The sequence below is a fragment of the Rhizobium sp. P40RR-XXII genome, from assembly GCF_012641405.1.
Lineage (GTDB): Bacteria > Pseudomonadota > Alphaproteobacteria > Rhizobiales > Rhizobiaceae > Rhizobium.
In genome coordinates this window covers 609,906-627,353 of the sequence record NZ_JABAII010000002.1, presented here as the reverse complement: position 1 = coordinate 627,353, position 17,448 = coordinate 609,906, and the positions used below count along the sequence as shown (strand labels likewise).

Here is a 17,448-nt window from a genome sequence, read left to right as displayed (position 1 = left end):
AACGTCAGGTTTGCTGGAGGCCGCCATTGCGTCGGCTTCGCATTTTAGGAAAGGTTTGGTTCGGCACTGATGCGGTCTTCCACTTCGGTTATGAAACGCGAAGGTCTTGGGGCAGACCAAGCCAGATGGACTTCGGATCGGGCGCGGGTGAAGCCGACGTAGAACAGGCGCCGCTGTTCTATCACGTCGTTCGGTGTAGGATTCGGTCTGGGAATCCGACCCTCATCGATCCCGAACATGATGACGACATCAAACTCCCTCCCTTTAGCGCTATGGAGGGTGCTTAGATTGATCCGATCGTTCGCTTGGCCGACCCCGAAGAATTGTCCTAGGGTTACGTCCGCAAGATCCGTGTCACTTTCCAAGCGTGACGTGAGCGTTCTCATGATGGCAATTTCGTCGGACATTGCCCTGCAGCCGATCGCAAGCGTCTGAAGAATTTGAGCATCAAGTTCCCGGAGCCATACCGTAAAGGAAAGCGAGCTATCTCGCCGAGCCCACATAAATTCCAACAGAGCACGCTTGAACTGCGAGCGATCAGCATCCGAGGTGAGGGTCTCCGAGAACATGCGCATCCCTGCTGACGCGATCCTTGCCCATCGAGGTTCGCCGGTCTGCCATCCGCCGCAGCACCAGCGCGCGCAATTTTCGATCCAGCGCATGATCCTGCTGGATCTTGGATAAAGCGCATTCGTATCAGTGCGGACAAAGGACCGCCCGTGCTCTGCTGCTGCCGCGGCTACCGCGTCGCCAATGAATGCCGCAGCATAGAGAATCGCAATGTCGCCCCGAGGAATGCCAGGATTTCGGGCTTCGATATCGGGAAGCAGCGTTGAGAACAGCCATGCAGCTTGTTCCTCATAATTCCCGGTAATCGGATGGAAGTAGACAGTGCCTTCCGACGCTCCTTCCGCAGCTTGGTAGCCGCGAGCTTCTCCGAGAGCATACTCCGAAATGGCTACGATTCTGTGGCCGCTACGGTAATTGAGGCCCAACGTGACAGTCTCGACTTCGTCGCGCTCGGAAAGCCGCTGCAGCAACTCCGGTCTGGCGCCTGTGAAGCCATAGATCGACTGGTCTGGGTCGCCTACTGCAAGAAGCCGTATGCCCGTTCGAAAGCATAACTCCAGCACCATCTGGTGGAGAGCCGTGCCGAGGTCTTGGTATTCGTCGATGGCGAGAACCGGATACTTAGCGAGAAGTGCGCGACGAAGCCATGGATTTCTGACCAGGGCCCTCAGTGCCAACAACGGCATGTCGTCGAAATCTATGAGACCTGCCTCCCGCAACGATGTCTCGTAGGCCGAGGCGAGGGCGGCACGCTGCGGGTTGAAATTGACCCACGAGGGATGCGTGCGGTCCAGATGCGTGCGACGGTGTAAATCCATGCCAAAGCGAAAATCTTCCGGATTTCCGGGTCCGCCGATCACCTCTCTGTGCGCTCGAGCAAGTGCATGCCTCTTCTGCTGAATGTCGGCCACTTGGAACTGGTCTGGGAGGCCGATGCCTAAGGAGTTTGCATAGGGGATTAGAATCTGCGTCAGCGAGAAGGAATGCACGGTGCCGATGAAGACACGCTTTCCTGGTTCGATCCCAAGGGCAGAAAGACGATCTTCTAGCTCTCGAGCACATTCGTTGTTGTAGGTGATACAGGCCACGCCGCGGGGTGCCTTAACATCCTCGCCGAGGATGCGGGCCAGCTTGATCGTCATGGTCTTCGTCTTGCCGCTTCCGGGGCCTGCGAGGATGACACAATGGCCTACTGACTGGTATGCCTGCCACTGATCCGGGTTTGGTCTCAATTCCTCCGATGCGGTCAGATAGAGAGAGGAGTCAGACACGGTCGGTCAGGTGTTCGATTGCACGCTTGATGTATCCGGGCACGTCGATCCCGCCGACGCGAGTAGCCAGTCGTTGTGCGAATCGCCCCTTGCCGATGTCCTCTATCATGGACAGCAGGTGCTCACGGTCCATCGATCTCGGATCGTCTTCCCAGGTGTCGATCCTATCCCTGCGTACCTTCCCGAAGTCGCCCTCCCGGAGACCTGTTATTATCGCGGCACTGAATCCGCCTTTGAAGAGGTCTACCTCGAGTGTATCGGCGTTGGTGAATACACCGAACTCCCCGATGCTCTGATCGAAGCGCTCCCATTCATCCGTGCCGAGAAGTTCGTCGAAGTAGTCATCATCGTATTTTTCGGTTCGTATGCCATCCAACAGCCGCGCGAGCGCGACCGTTCGCTTTTGCCCCCTGTCGGCATCCGGATCGAAGTCCGTGATTATCGAGAACGGAATCTTCAGAGACTCGAGAAACTTGGCATATGGGGTGAAGTTTGTTCCGGCGACGGAACAGACCGTGATGCCCAGTCCATCGAGGTCGATATTAAGTTCTTCCGCAAATCTCGGGACCATAAAGCGTTCAGCGTCGCCCTCTACAAGAATAATACCTCTTGCGAACAGCATTTCGGCGCGTGTGATGTCTAGGTACCGAGCGAGGTCATCAGCCTCGCTCACGCTCAAGTCGAGAGACGCCGTAGAGCATCCGACGGTCTCGCCTTCTTCTTCACGAAGAAGAACAAGCGAACGGACTGGTGCAACGCTGGCGATGTGAGGCGAGTGCGTCGTCATTATCACTGACAAGGGGGGATCTAAACCATCATCCTCGGGTTCGCTGGCATCTTGGAAAAGGCTCCGGTAGACGAGTCTCTGAAGATGCGGGTGAAGGTGCGCTTCGGGTTCCTCAATGGCAAGCAGTGAATGATCCCGCTTGTCGCCCGCGATGAGATTATGTAGTTCCATTGTCTTCAATGTGAGAAAGATCAGATTTGCTGAGCCGAGGCTCGCTTCGGCGATACCGCGCTGCCCGGAATCAATCAGCAATTTTATTTGCCGATGGAGCTTCGAGGCGTCCGTTGCTGAGAACCCTAAAGTGGGGTTGACGTCCTGGCGAGCTCCACTCATCGTGCGAAATGACTGGGCGATGTCATCCTCAAGATCAGACACCGCTTGGAAATCCATGAGCTGTCCCGTAGCCGCAGCTATCTGATCGGCAACGCCTTGCAACCCATCCCGGTCGATGGTGGCGAACGCAGAATCTATAAGTGGTCGAAGTGGTGAGCGCCGCCAGACCGCGAGGTCTCCCTCGGCATCGCGAAGGGCTGGCAGCACATCCATTGTAATTCGGCTCCGTACATCGTAGCCGAACCTCCTTGTTAGATCTCGACCGCCATAACAAACGAACTCGAAATCCTTCTCACTCGCCGGTGCCCTTAACAAGCCGGGTCGCGCCTTGAATTCATAGGTCAGTGAAGCCGTCTGAGGGTCGCCTGGGATACGAAAGTCCGTGAGAACGGCGAGCACATCGGGATCGTCTTCGAAATCCTTGATCTCGACGGAAATCTTAACCCGCGTCTCCCGCTCGTATTCTTCGATGCCATCCCAGAAGTCACCGAGCTGAAGATCCCTCGCGCTGTCCGGTAGTGATGGATCGAAAATCAGGCGGAGACCATAAACAAGGTTCGACTTTCCAACACGGTTTTCTCCGACGATCACGACGCTGCCGGCAAGTGCCACGTCAAGATTTCTAAAGTTCCTGAAGTTCTCGATCGCAATCCGTGAAAGATACATGAGAGTTCCCGCCCTAGTCATTCAAACAGATATGCGATTCTCGGAGCGGTTGCCTTTTGAAAAGAACGCCGGAGCCGCTTCGTTCGCTGTTTCGTGGCTGTTCACGACGTCCCCCTGCTTGAGCTGAGAATACTGCGAAAGCCTTGAACGATTGCTAGCAGCTCCAAGGGTGTTGGTTATGGGATAGCCAGTTTCTGCGGTATTTGGCCAGGACCAGCTTGGGTTTCTCACATAGGCTCTAACGAACAAGAGCGGCCTTTCGACCGCTCTCTGACATTTCTATCGGTACAGAATGTACGGAAACCTGGGCACAATGACTTTTGTTACAAGCCGAAGCAAAGCGGATCGATTGAACACTCAGCTGCAGCCGCTCGTTGCTCCACACGTGTCGCACTTCTCGCAGGTCCCATTCCGGACCATCGTGAAGTTCTGGCACTCCGTGCACATGTTGCCGGTATAGCCCTGCATGATGGAGCGGGCGCGGCGTTCGGATTCCAGCTTCTTGGCTTCCGTCTTCGCCGTTGCTGCGTCGTTTGCCGCCTTGTCGGTGAAGAGGCCGGTGGTTTCAGTGGTTTCGCTCGCTAGTTCCTCTGCGATCTCTTCGGCCAATTCCTTTGCGCGCTCCTCATAGTCGCGCTTGAAGGCGACCACTTCGGAGGTCGCGACCGCACTTGTCGGCTCCAGCTTGCGCACCGTATTGCCGGCGAAGGCGGTAACGGTCGAAAGCGAGGCTGCGCGCGCCGGGGCGGCCGTTGCCGAACCCTTGGCGTCTGCCGAACGGTCACCCGATGTCGGAACCAGCGTCGGCTTGTAGCCGCGGGTCAGGCCCTTGGAGACGACATCGGCCTTGCCTTCGGAAACACCGCGGCCGAGCGCCGTGTTGTTGAAGTCCGAAGTGTCGACATGGGCAAGATCGTGCCGGCCGAGATAGGAGATCGCCAGCTCACGGAACACGTAGTCGAGGATCGACGTGGCGTTCTTAATCGCGTCGTTGCCGGTGACGATGCCCGCCGGCTCGAACTTCGTGAAGGTGAAGGCGTCGACATATTCCTCGAGCGGCACACCATACTGCAGGCCGAGCGAGACGGAGATCGCGAAGTTGTTGATGAAGGCACGGAGAGCCGAACCTTCCTTGTTCATGTCAAGGAAGATTTCGCCGAGGCGGCCATCGTCATATTCGCCGGTGCGCAGGAAGATCGTATGTCCGCCGATCTTGGCCTTCTGGGTATAGCCCTTGCGGCGACCCGGGAGCTTTTCCTGCGTGCGCACGATCTTTTCGATCACGCGCTCGACGATCTTTTCCGTGATGGTCACGGCCTGTGCGGCTGCCGGCGCCTGCAGGAATTCCTCAAGCGCAGCCTCGTCGCTGTCGTCCTCGATCAGCGAGGAATTGAGCGGCTGGCTGAGCTTGGAGCCGTCGCGATAGAGCGCGTTGGCCTTGAGGCCGAGCTTCCAGGACAGCATGTAGGCGTTCTTGCAATCCTCGACGGTCGCTTCGTTCGCCATGTTGATGGTCTTGGAGATCGCGCCCGAGATGAAGGGCTGGGCAGCCGCCATCATGCGGATGTGGCTTTCGACCGACAGGTAGCGCTTGCCGATCTTGCCGCAGGGGTTGGCGCAATCGAAGACGGCGAGGTGCTCTTGTTTGAGGAACGGCGCGCCTTCCAGCGTCATCGCACCGCAGACATGGATGTTGGCGGCCTCGATGTCCTTCTTGGAGAAGCCGAGATGGTCGAGCAGGTTGAAGCTCATATCGGCCATCTGCTCGTCGGATACCTTCAGCGCGCCCTTCAGGAAGTCGGCGCCGAGCGTCCACTGGTTGAAGACGAACTTGATGTCGAAGGCGCTCTTCAGGGCTGCGTTGACGGCATCGATCTTCTCGGCGGTAAAGCCCTTGGCCTTTAGCGACGACGGGTTGATGGCCGGCGCCTGGTTCAGGTTGCCATGGCCGACGGCATAGGCTTCGATCTCGGCGATCTGGCTTTCGGAGTAGCCGAGCGTGCGCAGCGCTTCCGGAACGGCGCGGTTGATGATCTTGAAGTAGCCGCCGCCGGCAAGCTTCTTGAACTTCACCAGGGCAAAGTCCGGTTCGATGCCGGTCGTGTCGCAATCCATGACGAGGCCGATCGTGCCGGTCGGCGCGATTACGGTTGCCTGTGCGTTGCGGTAGCCGTGCTTCTCGCCGAGTTCCAGCGCCTTATCCCAGGCGGCTTTGGCATGGGCAACAAGGTCCTGATCCGGATTGTCGCCATGGATGAGCGCTACGGGATTGACCGACAGGTTCTCATAGCCCGAGGTCTCGCCATAGGCGGCGCGGCGATGGTTGCGAATGACGCGCAGCATGTTCTCGCGGTTCGGCTGGAACATCGGGAAGGTCCCGAGTTTGGACGCCATTTCAGCCGAGGTCGCGTAGGCGATGCCGGTCATGATCGCGGTCAGCGAGCCGGCGATGGCGCGGGCTTCGTCGCTGTCATAAGGAATGCCCGACGACATCAGCAGGCCGCCGATATTGGCGTAGCCGAGGCCGAGCGTGCGGTATTCGTAGGAGAGTTCGGCGATGCGGCGCGAGGGGAACTGCGCCATCATCACGGAGACTTCGAGAACGACGGTCCAGAGGCGGACGGCGTGCTCGTAATCGGCGATGTTGATGCGCTTCGTCGCCGCATCCTTGAAGGTCATCAGGTTCAGCGAGGCGAGGTTGCAGGCCGTGTCGTCGAGGAACATGTATTCCGAGCACGGGTTGGAGGCGCGGATCGGGCCGGCCGCCGGGCTGGTGTGCCAGTCGTTCATCGTCGTGTTGAAATGCAGGCCCGGATCGGCCGATGCCCAGGCGGCGTAGGAAATGGATTCCCACAGGTCGCGCGCCTTCAGCGTCTTGATGATCTTGCCGTCCTTGCGGGCGGTCAGGTGCCACTCGCCGTCATTCTCGACAGCGCGCAGGAAGTCGTCCTTGATGGAGACGGAATTGTTGGAGTTCTGGCCCGATACGGTCAGATAGGCTTCCGAATCCCAATCCGTGTCGTAGGTCTTGAATTCGAGATCCTTGTAGCCCTGGCGGGCGAACTGGATGACGCGCTGGACGTAGTTTTCCGGAACCTGGTCCTTCTTGGCGGCGCGGATCTCGCGCTTCAGGGCAGGGTTCTTGGCCGGGTCGAAGCAATCGTCATTGTCGCCTTCGCAGTTGACCGTGGCCTTCATGATCGCCTTCAGGTGCTTGGCGACGATCTTCGAGCCGGTAACGAGAGCGGCAACCTTCTGCTCTTCCTTGACCTTCCAGTTGATGTATTCCTCGATATCCGGATGGTCGATGTCGACGACGACCATCTTGGCGGCGCGGCGCGTCGTGCCGCCCGACTTGATGGCGCCGGCGGCGCGGTCACCGATCTTCAGGAAGCTCATGAGGCCGGAGGAGCGGCCGCCACCGGAGAGCTTTTCGCCCTCGCCGCGCAGCATCGAGAAGTTCGAACCGGTACCAGAGCCGTATTTAAAGAGGCGGGCTTCGCGAACCCACAGGTCCATGATGCCGCCTTCGTTGACGAGATCGTCCTCGACCGACTGGATGAAGCAGGCATGCGGCTGCGGATGCTCATAGGCCGACTTGGACTTCGTGAGCTTGCCGGTAAAGGGATCGACATAGAAATGGCCCTGGCCGGGGCCATCGATGCCGTAGGCCCAGTGCATGCCGGTGTTGAACCACTGCGGCGAATTCGGTGCGACGCGCTGGGTAGCGAGCATGTAGGCAAGCTCATCGCAGAAGGCGGAGGCATCTTCCTCGGAGGAGAAATAGCCGCCCTTCCAGCCCCAGTAGGTCCAGGTGCCGGCAAGGCGGTCGAAGACCTGGCGCGCGTCGGTTTCGGAGCCGCTATGCTGCTCTTTCGGCAGGTCCTTCATGGCCGCATCGTCGGGAACCGAACGCCACAGGAAGGAAGGAACGTCGTTTTCCTCGACGCGTCTGAGCTTGGCGGGCACGCCGGCCTTGCGGAAATACTTCTGCGCAAGGATGTCGGCGGCGACCTGCGAGAACTGCGCGGGAACGTCGATGTTTTCGAGGCGGAAGACGATCGAGCCGTCGGGATTCTTGATCTCGCTGGTCGCCTTGCGGAATTCGATATCCGCATAGGGTGACTGGCCGGCCTTCGTAAAACGGCGTTCGATGCGCATGGTCCCAATCCTCATTCGTTGGTGCGCGCCCGCATCAAGGCAGGGCGCAAAAATTTTCATTCCGGCATCGCGATTTCAACGCGCAGCCAGCTTTCAATCCGCTTTCTGACAGGAGGTGTCGTCCGGAGATGACTTTCCTGTATCTTGTGGTGATGGTGGCTGCAAACACTAAATATAGTATTAACAGCTTATTGCCGCCAGTCCCCGCACATATTTTTTCGACGGCATCGAGATCGACACAAAAACCCCCGCAGCGGTCACCGGCAAAGGTGAATCGCCTTGAATCCAGATCCGATTTCGAATTGAGAACCAGCCCTCGTTAACCCGCCTGGTCCAGTCGCCGCCGCAACGTCGTCCATTAACTTTGAAAGACCCGATTCCGTCAAGGGGTGGTTTGCGATGGATTGTTAACCACAATATCTTGTGGGCTCACCTGTGGAAATTGGGGAAACGCCAGTAGAGTAGAAGATTCAAGAGCTTGGTGGGAGATGCTCGCCCTTTGTGCGACCGAAGAAGGCGCAAGGCTCATCACTGCCGGAGTCAAAAACGACAAAATTGTGACCGTGACCGTGATGCCATTGGCAAGGCAGCGAAATCATGCCGTAGCGCATCATGATTCGCGCGGAAACCCTTGAATCCCACGCATTCTCGCTATTGTAACGCCTACTAAATCTAGTGGGCGCCGCAGCGCCCACCTCTATTACCGTCTTCCGGTTCCATTTTGACGCGCAGCAGAATCAACAGGTGATTCGCAAAGCGAACAAGCAGGCTTAACCGCGGGGACCCTTGGCGATCGGCTCCTGATAGGTGAAGCCCATGTCCCAGGGGAAGTAGATCCAGGTGTCCTGGCTGACTTCGGTGATGAAGGTGTCGATGGTCGGCACACCCTTCGGCTTGGCATAGACGCAGGCGAAATGCGCCTTCGGCAGCAGGTTGCGGACTTCGACGGCAGTCTTGCCGGTATCGGTCAGGTCGTCGATGACAAGGACGCCTTCGCCGCCGTCGACCATCAATTCCGGCGCGATGCCTTTCAGCAGGGTCATTTCGCCCTGGCTGGAATAGTCGTGATAGGAGGCGACGCAGACCGTCTCGATCAGGCGGATATTGAGCTCGCGCGAGATGATGGCGGCCGGCACGAGGCCGCCGCGGGTGATACAGACGATTGCCTTGAAATCGCGGTTGAGGCCGGCAAGCCGCCAGGCAAGCGCGCGCGCATCGCGGTGGAACTGATCCCAGGATACGGGAAAGGCTTTATCGGGCAGGGACATGGCAGAAGCTCCGGGGCATGGAATAATAACGCGCCGGCACCGCCGGCGACCCTGAGCAGACCCCGCGGCGGGCGCGGACCATGAACCAAATCCGGAACGCGATTCGCTTGCTATCTGCTTGAACAGGATCTCATCGGGAAAAAAGCCATATGCTTTTTCGGGACCATGCTCCGTCGACCGCGCGAACGGTTCCCTGGCGGGAATTCTGTCATCGGTCGCTGCTTTCTGCTGGATTTGCCGGCAAAAGGCAATAGTCGCAAAGCGGGCAATCGGTGCCCATCTATACCGGAAACCGTTTGATTCGAGCTTTCGCGGCTCAGCGGGCCAGAAGCGTCATCGCCGTCATCGATTGCAGCAGGGTACGCGTCGTGCCGCCGAAGATCATCTGCCATAGCCAGGAATGCGTATAGGCGCCCATGACCAGCAGATCGATGCTGTCATCCGCCAGGCGGTTTTCGATGACCTGCGACGGCGTCAACTTGCCGGTGCAGGCCGCCGTTTCGAACTTGGCGCGAACGCCATGGCGCGTCAGTGCCGCCGCGATGCGAACGCCGGTTTCCCGCGATGGGCGGGTTTCCTTCTCGGACGTGCTGACCGAGAGGATCTCGACCGAATCCGCGGCCTTCAGGAAAGGCAGGGCATCGAAGGTGGCGCGCGCCGCTTCCTTGGATCCGTTCCAGGCGATCAGCACGCGGCGGATCGGTTTCGGAACGGTCAATATATAGGGAATCAGAAGCACCGGGCGGCCGCTGTCGAACAGGAAGGTTTCGACATCGACCTGAGAGTCGCCATATTTGGATAGGTCCGGCTGCACGGCAACCAGCAGATCGGCGCTGCGGGCGCTTTCGATCAGCGGTTCGGTGCCATAGCCGATCGTGCTGGCAAAGCTGTGCCATTCGTAGTCGAGGCCGGCGCGTTCCATCTTCGTGCGGAACAGCCGCTCGATTTCGACCGCCTGATTATGGGCGACATCCTGGAGAGCCTGCACGGCGACAGGGTCCGGGATTTCCATCGGCGCCACCAGCGGTACGGTCGAGACGATTTCCGCATGAAGGCCGACCACGTAAGCGTCGTGCTCCTTCGCCAGCGCTGCCACAAAATCGGCGGCGATGCGCGTGTTGCCGGGATTGTCGAGAACGGTCAATATGGTCTTGTACGCCATGACGTGATCTCCCATGCGGAGGGTTGAATCTGCGCATTATATCTCTATTCCGCGATAAATTAATGCGCTTTGATCACCTCTGGTTCCCCAGCGGACGCACTTATTCGTTGAGTGTCATGCCTCAGCCGACTGATTTTCCTTGGCTTTCGACTGTCTGATGGTTTCGATCATCGCGCGTACTTCGGCCGCGACATTTTCAACCAGTTCGGCGGAGCGGCCCCTCACGACGATTTCGGTCGAGAAGAATTGGCCGACATAGCGCGGATAGGAGCCGATACTGGTATCCGGATGTGCCTTCTGGATAAGCCCGAGCGGCGTGCCGATCTCGCCCTCGCCGTAAGGGCAGGAAATGGCGGTCGACAAAACACGCGCCCCGGTCTTGAGCGTCGGTATGACATTATCGAGCATCGCCTGGAAAACCTGCGGCACACCCGCCATGACGTAGACGTTGCCGATGTTGAAGCCGGGAGCGGTCGAGACCGGATTGGCGATATGCTTCGACCCCACAGGCATACGGGCCATGCGCTGGCGCGCCTCGGTGAATTCCATCTCGCGCCGCGCATACATTTCGCCCATGATCCGCATGGCTTCGCCGTCGTGCTCGCAGGGCACGCCGAAGGCCTTGGCGATGGCATCGGCGGTGATGTCGTCATGGGTTGGGCCGATGCCACCTGACGTGAAGACATAATCATACTGGCCGCGCAGGGCATTCAGCGCCGATACGATGGCATCCTCTTCATCGGCAACGATGCGGACTTCCTTCAGGTCGATGCCGGCCAGCAGCAGCACATCGGCGAGATGGCCGATATTCTTATCCTTTGTCCGGCCGGAGAGCAGTTCGTCGCCGATGGCCAGCATGGCCGCTGTGACAATGGTATCGTTTGACATGAGGAGATCCGTGAAAATGCGCATCGGCGCGTTCGCAAAAAGTCCGAAATAGGTAGCGCCGTTTTCCGCGAATGCAAACGGTCGATTTCGCATCGTCGGCAATCATCGGAAGGCAATGCAAATGAATTTTCGTCTATAAGGGATGAACAGTGCGTTCCGGGCATGGGGGCTGCGCTGCTGTCGCATCGCTGATACAACATCCCGCAACAATCAACGCGTCCAACAAACGGGAGACGTTCATGGCTAAGGTTCTGGTTCTTTATTATTCCTCCTACGGTCATATCGAGAAGATGGCCTATGCCGTGGCGGAAGGCGCAAAGTCCACCGGTGCGGAAGTCACCGTCAAGCGCGTACCCGAACTCGTGCCGGAAGAGGTTGCCAAGGCCTCCCACTTCAAGCTCGACCAGGAAGCCCCGGTTGCAACGCCGGACGAACTGGCTGACTATGACGCCATCATTGTTGGCGCCGGCACCCGCTTCGGAACGGTCGCCTCGCAGATGCGCAATTTCTGGGATCAGACCGGCGGCCTCTGGTTCGACGGCAAGCTCGTCGGCAAGGTCGGCTCGGTCTTCACTTCGTCCGCCACGCAGCACGGCGGCCAGGAATCGACCATCCTCGGCTTCATCCCGACCTTTCTGCATCAGGGCATGGTTGTCGCCGGACTTCCCTATGCCTTCCAGGGCCAGATGGGCACCGAGGAAGTCAAGGGCGGCTCGCCCTACGGCGCTTCCACCATCACCAACGGCGACGGCTCGCGCCAGCCTTCCGAAATTGAGCTGGAAGCCGCAAAGTACCAGGGCGCCCACGTCGCCAAGATCGCGGCCAAGATCGCGGCTTGATCTCAGCTTTGCATATTATCGAAAGAGGCGCGGCGAAAGCTGCGCCTTTTCCGTTTGGGCTACTGGATTGGTCTTTGGTGCGGACGACGGGGGTCGAACCCGTACAGCCAAAGGCCGAGGGATTTTAAGTCCCTTGCGTCTACCAGTTTCGCCACGTCCGCGCGCCTTTCCCCTTCAAGCACTTGAGCGATTCAGTCAAGGAAATGTTTTTCGAGACGGACCAAGTTGTATCAGCGCCGAAATAGCCGTTGAGAATGCTGTGCAAAACAGGCGAAGCCCGCCGGAGCCGACGGATCGGTTTTGGGCGGGCCTCTAACCATCGTCATGATGGCTGTCACGTATTGGAGACAGGCAAAGCCGCACTGTCAATTCGCAGAATTAGGGGATGAGGCGGCGGACGGCATCATTGGGAAGAATATCGTTCCGGCAGGCCCAAAACCGCGCTAAACAGGCTTTCTTTACTCATCTTTCCTGTGTCATAGCGGGCGTGGATTGAAGAAGGACGGATAGACCGTGGACAAGCAGACTGTTCTCGAAGCCACAGAGGCCATGCGTGGCCTTTTCCCCGCAACGCCGCTGCAGTTGAATGAGCATCTTTCGGCCCGCTACGGCGCCGATATCTGGCTGAAGCGCGAGGATCTGACGCCGGTGCGTTCCTACAAGATTCGTGGCGCCTTCAATTTCCTCCGCAAGGTGATTGCTAAAGGCGGTACGGAAAAGACCTTCGTCTGCGCCTCCGCCGGCAATCACGCCCAGGGCTTCGCCTTCGTCTGCCGGCATTTCGGCGTGCCGGGCGTCGTCTACATGCCCGTGACGACGCCGCAGCAGAAGATCGACAAGACCCGCATATTCGGCGGCGAGTTCATCACCATCAAGCTCTTCGGCGATTTCTTCGACCAATGCTATCAGGCCGCGCGCGATCATGTCGAAAGCATCGACGGCGTCATGGTACCGCCTTTCGATCATGCCGATATCATCGAAGGGCAGGCAACCGTCGCTGCCGAGATCGCCGAGCAACTGCCTGACGGCGTTGTCGCCGATCATATACTTCTTCCAGTCGGCGGCGGCGGTCTTGCGGCCGGGATCACCGGCTATTTTGCCGACACGCTTGCCCGTGACGCCTTCACCTTTGCCGAGCCGGCGGGAGCGCCGAGCCTTCGCCGCAGCATCGAGGCGGGGCAGGTGGTGACGCTTGCCAAGGTCGATAATTTCGTCGACGGTGCTGCCGTCGGCCGTGTCGGCGAGCTGAACTTCGCCGCCCTGAAGGGTTTTGCCGCAGAACAGGTCAAGCTCATCGACGAAAACGCCATCTGCGTCACCATCACCGATATGCTGAATGTCGAGGGCGTCGTGCTGGAGCCGGCCGGCGCTCTGGCGATCACGGCGTTGGAAAAGCTCGATCGCGACAGCATCCGCGGCAAAACCATCGTTGCAGTCGTCTCCGGCGGCAATTTCGATTTCGAGCGCCTGCCCGACGTCAAGGAGCGCGCCATGCGCTATGCCGGACTGAAGAAATACTTCATCCTGCGCCTGGCGCAGCGCCCCGGCGCGCTTCGCGATTTCCTCAACATGCTCGGGCCGGAAGACGATATCGCCCGCTTCGAATATCTGAAGAAAAGCGCCCGCAATTTCGGCTCCATTCTGATTGGCATCGAGACGAAGAATCCCGATAATTTCAAGCAGCTTATCGCCAATTTCGAAAGTTCCGGCATGGGCTACGAGGACATCACCGAAAACGACATCCTGGCAAACCTGATCATTTGACTTTGCGAGCCCGCAACCTTCATGCTAAAGGCGATCCATGGCTTCGTTGTTTTCAAATATCCTTTCGATCTTCACCGGTGGCGCATCGCAGGCGGGCACCGAAAAGTCTGCCGCTCCGGCTGTCAGCGCCGAGCCGCAGATGCATGGCGGTTGCACGATCTATGCGACACCGCAGCGCGAGGGTAATCAGTTCCGCCTCATGGGCCGGATCGAGAAGGATGTGAACGGCGAGATCCTGGTGCGCAATTTCATTCGCGCCGATGTTTTCACCTCGTCGGATGATGCCGTGGAATCGACCTTCCGCAAGGGCCAGCAGATCATCGATCAGAACGGCCCAGGTCTCTTCGGCGACGGCGAAAAGGTCCGCCAGGTGTGATACCAGGCGGATTTCCTTAATATGCGCCTGCTGGTGCGGGGGCCGCATCCCACATCTGCTTAGGCGGCCCATAACACTCACTGAATCGATAGCTGGTCGGACTTTCGCTACGGCTCAAGCCGTGCGGAACATCTTCGCGCCGGCGGGGGCGTTGACGGCGCCTCCGTCGACCGTGATTTCGATCGCCGTGACATTGGCGGAATCGTCGGAGGCGAAGTAGAGCGCGGCCTTGGCGATTTCATCGGCTTCGCTCATGCGGCCGAGCGCGCTCAGGCCGCCAAAGCGGGCCTGCAACGCATCCAGGGCCTCCGGCGTGGCAGCGCGGGGCTCCCAGATCGGCGTCTTGGTGGCGCCCGGCGTAACCTGGTTGACGCGGATGCCGCGGGGCGCAAGCTCGGAGGCAAGATTGCGGGTCATGGCGCGGACGGCGCCCTTCGTGCCGGCATAGGCCGAGGCGCCGGGAATGCCGAGGACGGCATGCACGGAGCCATTCAGGATCACGGAGCCGCCATCGTTCAGATATGGCAGGGCGGCTTGCACGGTGAAGAAAACGCCGGTGAAATTGATGCGGACGATGGTTTCGAACTGCTCGAGCGTAGTGTTGCCGAGCGGGGTATCGCCGGCAATGCCGGCATTGGCAAAGACCGCATCGAATTTTCCAAGCTTCTCCGCAGCCTCGGCAAACGCCCTCTCCATGGCGGGGATGTCGGTCGTGTCGGCCTGCAATGCCAGCACGCCGCCGCCGAGTTGTTCCGCTGCCGCCGCCAATGTCTTGGCGTTGCGGCCTGTTATGGCGACCTTGGCGCCTTCGGCGAGGAAGAGGCGGGCGGTGGCCAACCCGATACCGCTGTTTCCGCCGGTGATGACGGCAACCTTGTTCTTGAGACGCATGTTCGTAGCTCCTGTTGGCTTTTGTCGCGATCTGGATTATGATCGTCATCTATAAGGATTATGATCGTAATCCATTTTGTCAAGCCGGGCACGAAAGGATTTTCGATGGGCCGCTCACAATTGGAAAAGCAGAAGACGCACGAACGCATCGTGACGCTCGCCGCCAAGCGTCTGCGCGAGGAGGGATTGGAAGGGATCGGTGTTGCCGACCTGATGAAGGAGGCGGGTCTCACCGTCGGCGGCTTCTACAAGCATTTCGCCTCGCGCGACGAACTCGTGGCGGAAGCCATGGAATCGGCGATCGGATCATGGCGGCGGCAGCAGGAGGACAAGGGGATCGATCCCGAAAGCATCTCGCTCGACGAGTACGTCGATGCTTATCTCAGCGAACGCCACCGGGATCATTGCGGCGAGGGCTGCGCCTATGCGGCGCTGACGGCGGATATGGCGCGCGGCAGCGATGCGGTCCGCTCTGTTGCGACGGATGGCCTGCGAAGGAATTTCGACGCCATGACGGCGCGCATGCCGCGGCTGGGAACCGCCGAAGCAAGGCGAAAGGCGATCATCGCCTCATGCCTGATGACCGGTGCGCTCGGCCTTGCGCGCGTGGCGAGCGACGAGGCTCTTTCCGATGAAATCCTGGAAACCGTCAAGCAATTCGTCAAGGAGCTGCCGCGAGCAGAATAGCAAAGCGGCCGATTGAAGCCGGCCGCCTGTCAGTATCTGAATATCGCAGTCAATTAAGCGGCGAGGGCCAGCTCGGAAGCGCGGACCTGGGCGGCGCCGATTGCCTTCTCGGCAGCTTCCGGACCGAAGGCAACGCCCTCGATGTAAACGGTCTCGACATCGGTGATGCCGATGAAGGCGAGAACCGACTTCAGGTAGGGAACGGCATGGTTCAGCGGAGCAGCCGGGCCTTCCGAATAGACGCCGCCGGAGGCGAGTACGATATAGGCCTTCTTGCCGGTAGCGAGACCCTTCGGGCCGGTTTCCGTATAGGTGAAGGTGCGGCCGGCGCGGGCAATGTTGTCGATCCAGGTCTTCAGCGAAGAGTAGATGTTGAAGTTGATGAGGCCGGTGCCGATGACCAGCGTGTCGGCTGCGAGCAGCTCGTCGACGAGCGCGTCGGAAACCTTGACCAGTTCCTGCTGCTCGGGCGTACGGGCGTCGGCCGGCGTGCGGATGGCAGCGGTGAAGGGGCCGTCGATGTGCGGCAGGTTGTCTGCAGCGAGGTCGCGGTGAACGAGGGTCTTGCCGGGATTGTTGGTCTTAATCTTCTCGGCAAGCTCGGTTGCGATCTTCGTGGAGAGCGAGTCCGGACGCGGGCTCGAAGTCAGAAGCAGAATGGACGACATATCCGTTTTCCTTTTCAATAGGTTGCGAAAATCGGCTGGGAGAGTCCGATCACGTTCGCCTCCATAAATAAGTCGTCAGTGCTATCGAGAAAAACTGTGATAATATGGATCGGAATTATCGATAGAATGGATGGCAGATGCTCCCCAATCCCACCCTTGACCAATTGCAGGTCTTTCTGACCGTCGCTGAATCAGGCAGTTTCTCCGCCGCCTCGCGCGCGCTCAATCGCGCTCAATCGGTGATCAGCTACACGATTGCCAATCTGGAGGCCCAGCTCGAAATGCCGCTGTTCGAACGGTCCGGTTCGCGCCAGCCGAAATTGACGGATGCGGGCAGGGTGATGCTGGAGGATGCCCGCCGCATTCTTTCCGATCTCCAGGTGATGCGTGCGAGAGTGAAGGGCCTGAAGAGCGGGCTTGAGGCGGAGGTGGCCGTTGCCATCAGCGTCATGGTGCCGGTGCATGCCACCGTCGACGTGCTGCGGGAATTTCGGGATCGCTTCCCGTACGTTTCCTTGCGGCTCGATACCGGCGAACTTGGTTCGATGCTGGAGCTCGTCACCGGCGGCAGATCGACGATCGGTATTGGCGGCTCGGTGTTGAAGCAGGATGATGCCCTGGTCATCGAGCGCGTCGGACATTCCTTCATGATGCCGGTTGCCGCCCCGACGCATCCGCTTGCTCTGCTGGGACGACCGCTGACGCTTGCCGATGTGCGCGAAGAAGTGCAACTGGTCGTCACCGACGCGTCAAACCTCACCAACGGCAAGGATTTCAACGTCCTGTCCTACAAGATCTGGCACCTCAGCGATATCGCCACCAAGCATCAGCTGATCCGCGGTGGTCTTGGCTGGGGCGGCCTGCCGGCCTCGTTCATCATGGAGGATCTGCAGAAGGGCAGGCTCGTGCCGTTGGCGCTTGATGCCTATGACCAGAGCGAATATCCGCTCTATGCCATCCGCAAGGTTGATAATCCTCCGGGTCCTGCGGCCGCCTGGCTGATCGAGGCTTTCCGCGATCGCCTGTCGCGATGCCCCAATCAGGAAGACTTCAAGGCGGCGGTCGAAATGTTCCATCCCGGCGACAAGCGATTGGCTGCCGAGTGAAAAAGGCCTCT

The 17,448-nt window shown here is 59.2% G+C and carries 13 protein-coding genes and 1 tRNA gene; 5 read left to right on the top strand and 9 right to left on the bottom strand.

The window, feature by feature from the left end; genetic code table 11:
• Window positions 1-44 precede the first annotated feature (44 nt).
• The 6 genes from HGP16_RS06355 to HGP16_RS06330 all read right to left on the bottom strand — a co-directional run bounded on the left by HGP16_RS06355 (window position 45) and on the right by HGP16_RS06330 (window position 11,106).
• Entirely contained in the window at window positions 45-1,841 is a 1,797-nt protein-coding gene (locus HGP16_RS06355; RefSeq protein ID WP_168839138.1) for an ATP-dependent helicase, read from the bottom strand.
• Window positions 1,834-3,627 carry an ATP-dependent endonuclease gene (locus HGP16_RS06350; RefSeq protein WP_168839137.1) on the bottom strand — a complete coding sequence of 598 codons (1,794 nt, stop codon included), beginning with the start codon at window positions 3,625-3,627 and terminating at the stop codon, window positions 1,834-1,836. Before HGP16_RS06350 ends, HGP16_RS06355 begins: the two co-directional genes overlap by 8 nt.
• A 357-nt stretch (window positions 3,628-3,984) precedes the next feature.
• A complete protein-coding gene (locus HGP16_RS06345) occupies window positions 3,985-7,788 on the bottom strand; it encodes a vitamin B12-dependent ribonucleotide reductase (protein WP_168839136.1) in 3,804 nt (1,267 codons plus the stop codon).
• 770 nt (window positions 7,789-8,558) lie between these two features.
• Window positions 8,559-9,056 (bottom strand): xanthine phosphoribosyltransferase, encoded by a 498-nt coding sequence (gene gpt, locus HGP16_RS06340; protein WP_168839135.1) that lies wholly within the window; start codon window positions 9,054-9,056, stop codon window positions 8,559-8,561.
• A gap of 316 nt (window positions 9,057-9,372) precedes the next feature.
• A complete protein-coding gene (locus HGP16_RS06335) occupies window positions 9,373-10,218 on the bottom strand; it encodes a universal stress protein (protein WP_168839134.1) in 846 nt (281 codons plus the stop codon).
• Between the two features lie 114 nt (window positions 10,219-10,332).
• Complete coding sequence (locus HGP16_RS06330) at window positions 10,333-11,106, bottom strand: competence/damage-inducible protein A (RefSeq protein ID WP_168839133.1); 774 nt, start codon at window positions 11,104-11,106, stop codon at window positions 10,333-10,335.
• 239 nt (window positions 11,107-11,345) lie between these two features.
• Between HGP16_RS06330 and wrbA the strand changes: the two genes are divergently transcribed.
• Window positions 11,346-11,945 carry an NAD(P)H:quinone oxidoreductase type IV gene (wrbA, locus tag HGP16_RS06325; protein ID WP_168839132.1) on the top strand — a complete coding sequence of 200 codons (600 nt, stop codon included), beginning with the start codon at window positions 11,346-11,348 and terminating at the stop codon, window positions 11,943-11,945.
• A 75-nt stretch (window positions 11,946-12,020) separates the two neighbouring features.
• Here the strand turns inward: wrbA and HGP16_RS06320 are convergent.
• Window positions 12,021-12,106: transfer RNA gene (locus HGP16_RS06320), tRNA-Leu, on the bottom strand.
• Between the two features lie 352 nt (window positions 12,107-12,458).
• Here HGP16_RS06320 and ilvA point away from each other — a divergent pair.
• Window positions 12,459-13,709, top strand: a complete 1,251-nt coding sequence (gene ilvA / locus HGP16_RS06315) for a threonine ammonia-lyase (RefSeq protein ID WP_168839131.1) — start codon at window positions 12,459-12,461, stop codon at window positions 13,707-13,709.
• Between the two features lie 37 nt (window positions 13,710-13,746).
• Window positions 13,747-14,085 (top strand): HlyU family transcriptional regulator, encoded by a 339-nt coding sequence (locus tag HGP16_RS06310; RefSeq protein WP_168839130.1) that lies wholly within the window; start codon window positions 13,747-13,749, stop codon window positions 14,083-14,085.
• 114 nt (window positions 14,086-14,199) lie between these two features.
• On the opposite strand, the gene HGP16_RS06305 is transcribed toward HGP16_RS06310, so the two are convergent.
• Window positions 14,200-14,976, bottom strand: coding sequence for an SDR family oxidoreductase (locus tag HGP16_RS06305; RefSeq protein ID WP_168839129.1), 777 nt, complete (start codon window positions 14,974-14,976; stop codon window positions 14,200-14,202).
• 105 nt (window positions 14,977-15,081) lie between these two features.
• On the opposite strand from HGP16_RS06305, the gene HGP16_RS06300 reads away from it, so the two are divergent.
• Complete coding sequence (locus HGP16_RS06300; RefSeq protein ID WP_168839128.1) at window positions 15,082-15,663, top strand: TetR/AcrR family transcriptional regulator; 582 nt, start codon at window positions 15,082-15,084, stop codon at window positions 15,661-15,663.
• 53 nt (window positions 15,664-15,716) lie between these two features.
• Here HGP16_RS06300 and HGP16_RS06295 read toward each other — a convergent pair whose 3' ends face one another.
• Window positions 15,717-16,331, bottom strand: a complete 615-nt coding sequence (locus tag HGP16_RS06295; RefSeq protein ID WP_168839127.1) for an FMN-dependent NADH-azoreductase — start codon at window positions 16,329-16,331, stop codon at window positions 15,717-15,719.
• Between the two features lie 137 nt (window positions 16,332-16,468).
• Between HGP16_RS06295 and HGP16_RS06290 the strand changes: the two genes are divergently transcribed.
• Window positions 16,469-17,437, top strand: coding sequence for a LysR family transcriptional regulator (locus HGP16_RS06290; RefSeq protein WP_168839126.1), 969 nt, complete (start codon window positions 16,469-16,471; stop codon window positions 17,435-17,437).
• Window positions 17,438-17,448: the final 11 nt, after the last annotated feature.

What these genes read in the sequence shown, in the direction of transcription:
- HGP16_RS06350 (WP_168839137.1), bottom strand. Translation starts at nt 3,627, where the DNA reads ATGTATCTTTCACGGATTGCGATCGAGAACTTCAGGAACTTTAGAAAT.
- HGP16_RS06345 (WP_168839136.1), bottom strand. Translation starts at nt 7,788, where the DNA reads ATGCGCATCGAACGCCGTTTTACGAAGGCCGGCCAGTCACCCTATGCG.
- gpt (WP_168839135.1), bottom strand. Translation starts at nt 9,056, where the DNA reads ATGTCCCTGCCCGATAAAGCCTTTCCCGTATCCTGGGATCAGTTCCAC.
- HGP16_RS06335 (WP_168839134.1), bottom strand. Translation starts at nt 10,218, where the DNA reads ATGGCGTACAAGACCATATTGACCGTTCTCGACAATCCCGGCAACACG.
- HGP16_RS06330 (WP_168839133.1), bottom strand. Translation starts at nt 11,106, where the DNA reads ATGTCAAACGATACCATTGTCACAGCGGCCATGCTGGCCATCGGCGAC.
- wrbA (WP_168839132.1), top strand. Translation starts at nt 11,346, where the DNA reads ATGGCTAAGGTTCTGGTTCTTTATTATTCCTCCTACGGTCATATCGAG.
- HGP16_RS06310 (WP_168839130.1), top strand. Translation starts at nt 13,747, where the DNA reads ATGGCTTCGTTGTTTTCAAATATCCTTTCGATCTTCACCGGTGGCGCA.
- HGP16_RS06305 (WP_168839129.1), bottom strand. Translation starts at nt 14,976, where the DNA reads ATGCGTCTCAAGAACAAGGTTGCCGTCATCACCGGCGGAAACAGCGGT.
- HGP16_RS06300 (WP_168839128.1), top strand. Translation starts at nt 15,082, where the DNA reads ATGGGCCGCTCACAATTGGAAAAGCAGAAGACGCACGAACGCATCGTG.
- HGP16_RS06295 (WP_168839127.1), bottom strand. Translation starts at nt 16,331, where the DNA reads ATGTCGTCCATTCTGCTTCTGACTTCGAGCCCGCGTCCGGACTCGCTC.
- HGP16_RS06290 (WP_168839126.1), top strand. Translation starts at nt 16,469, where the DNA reads ATGCTCCCCAATCCCACCCTTGACCAATTGCAGGTCTTTCTGACCGTC.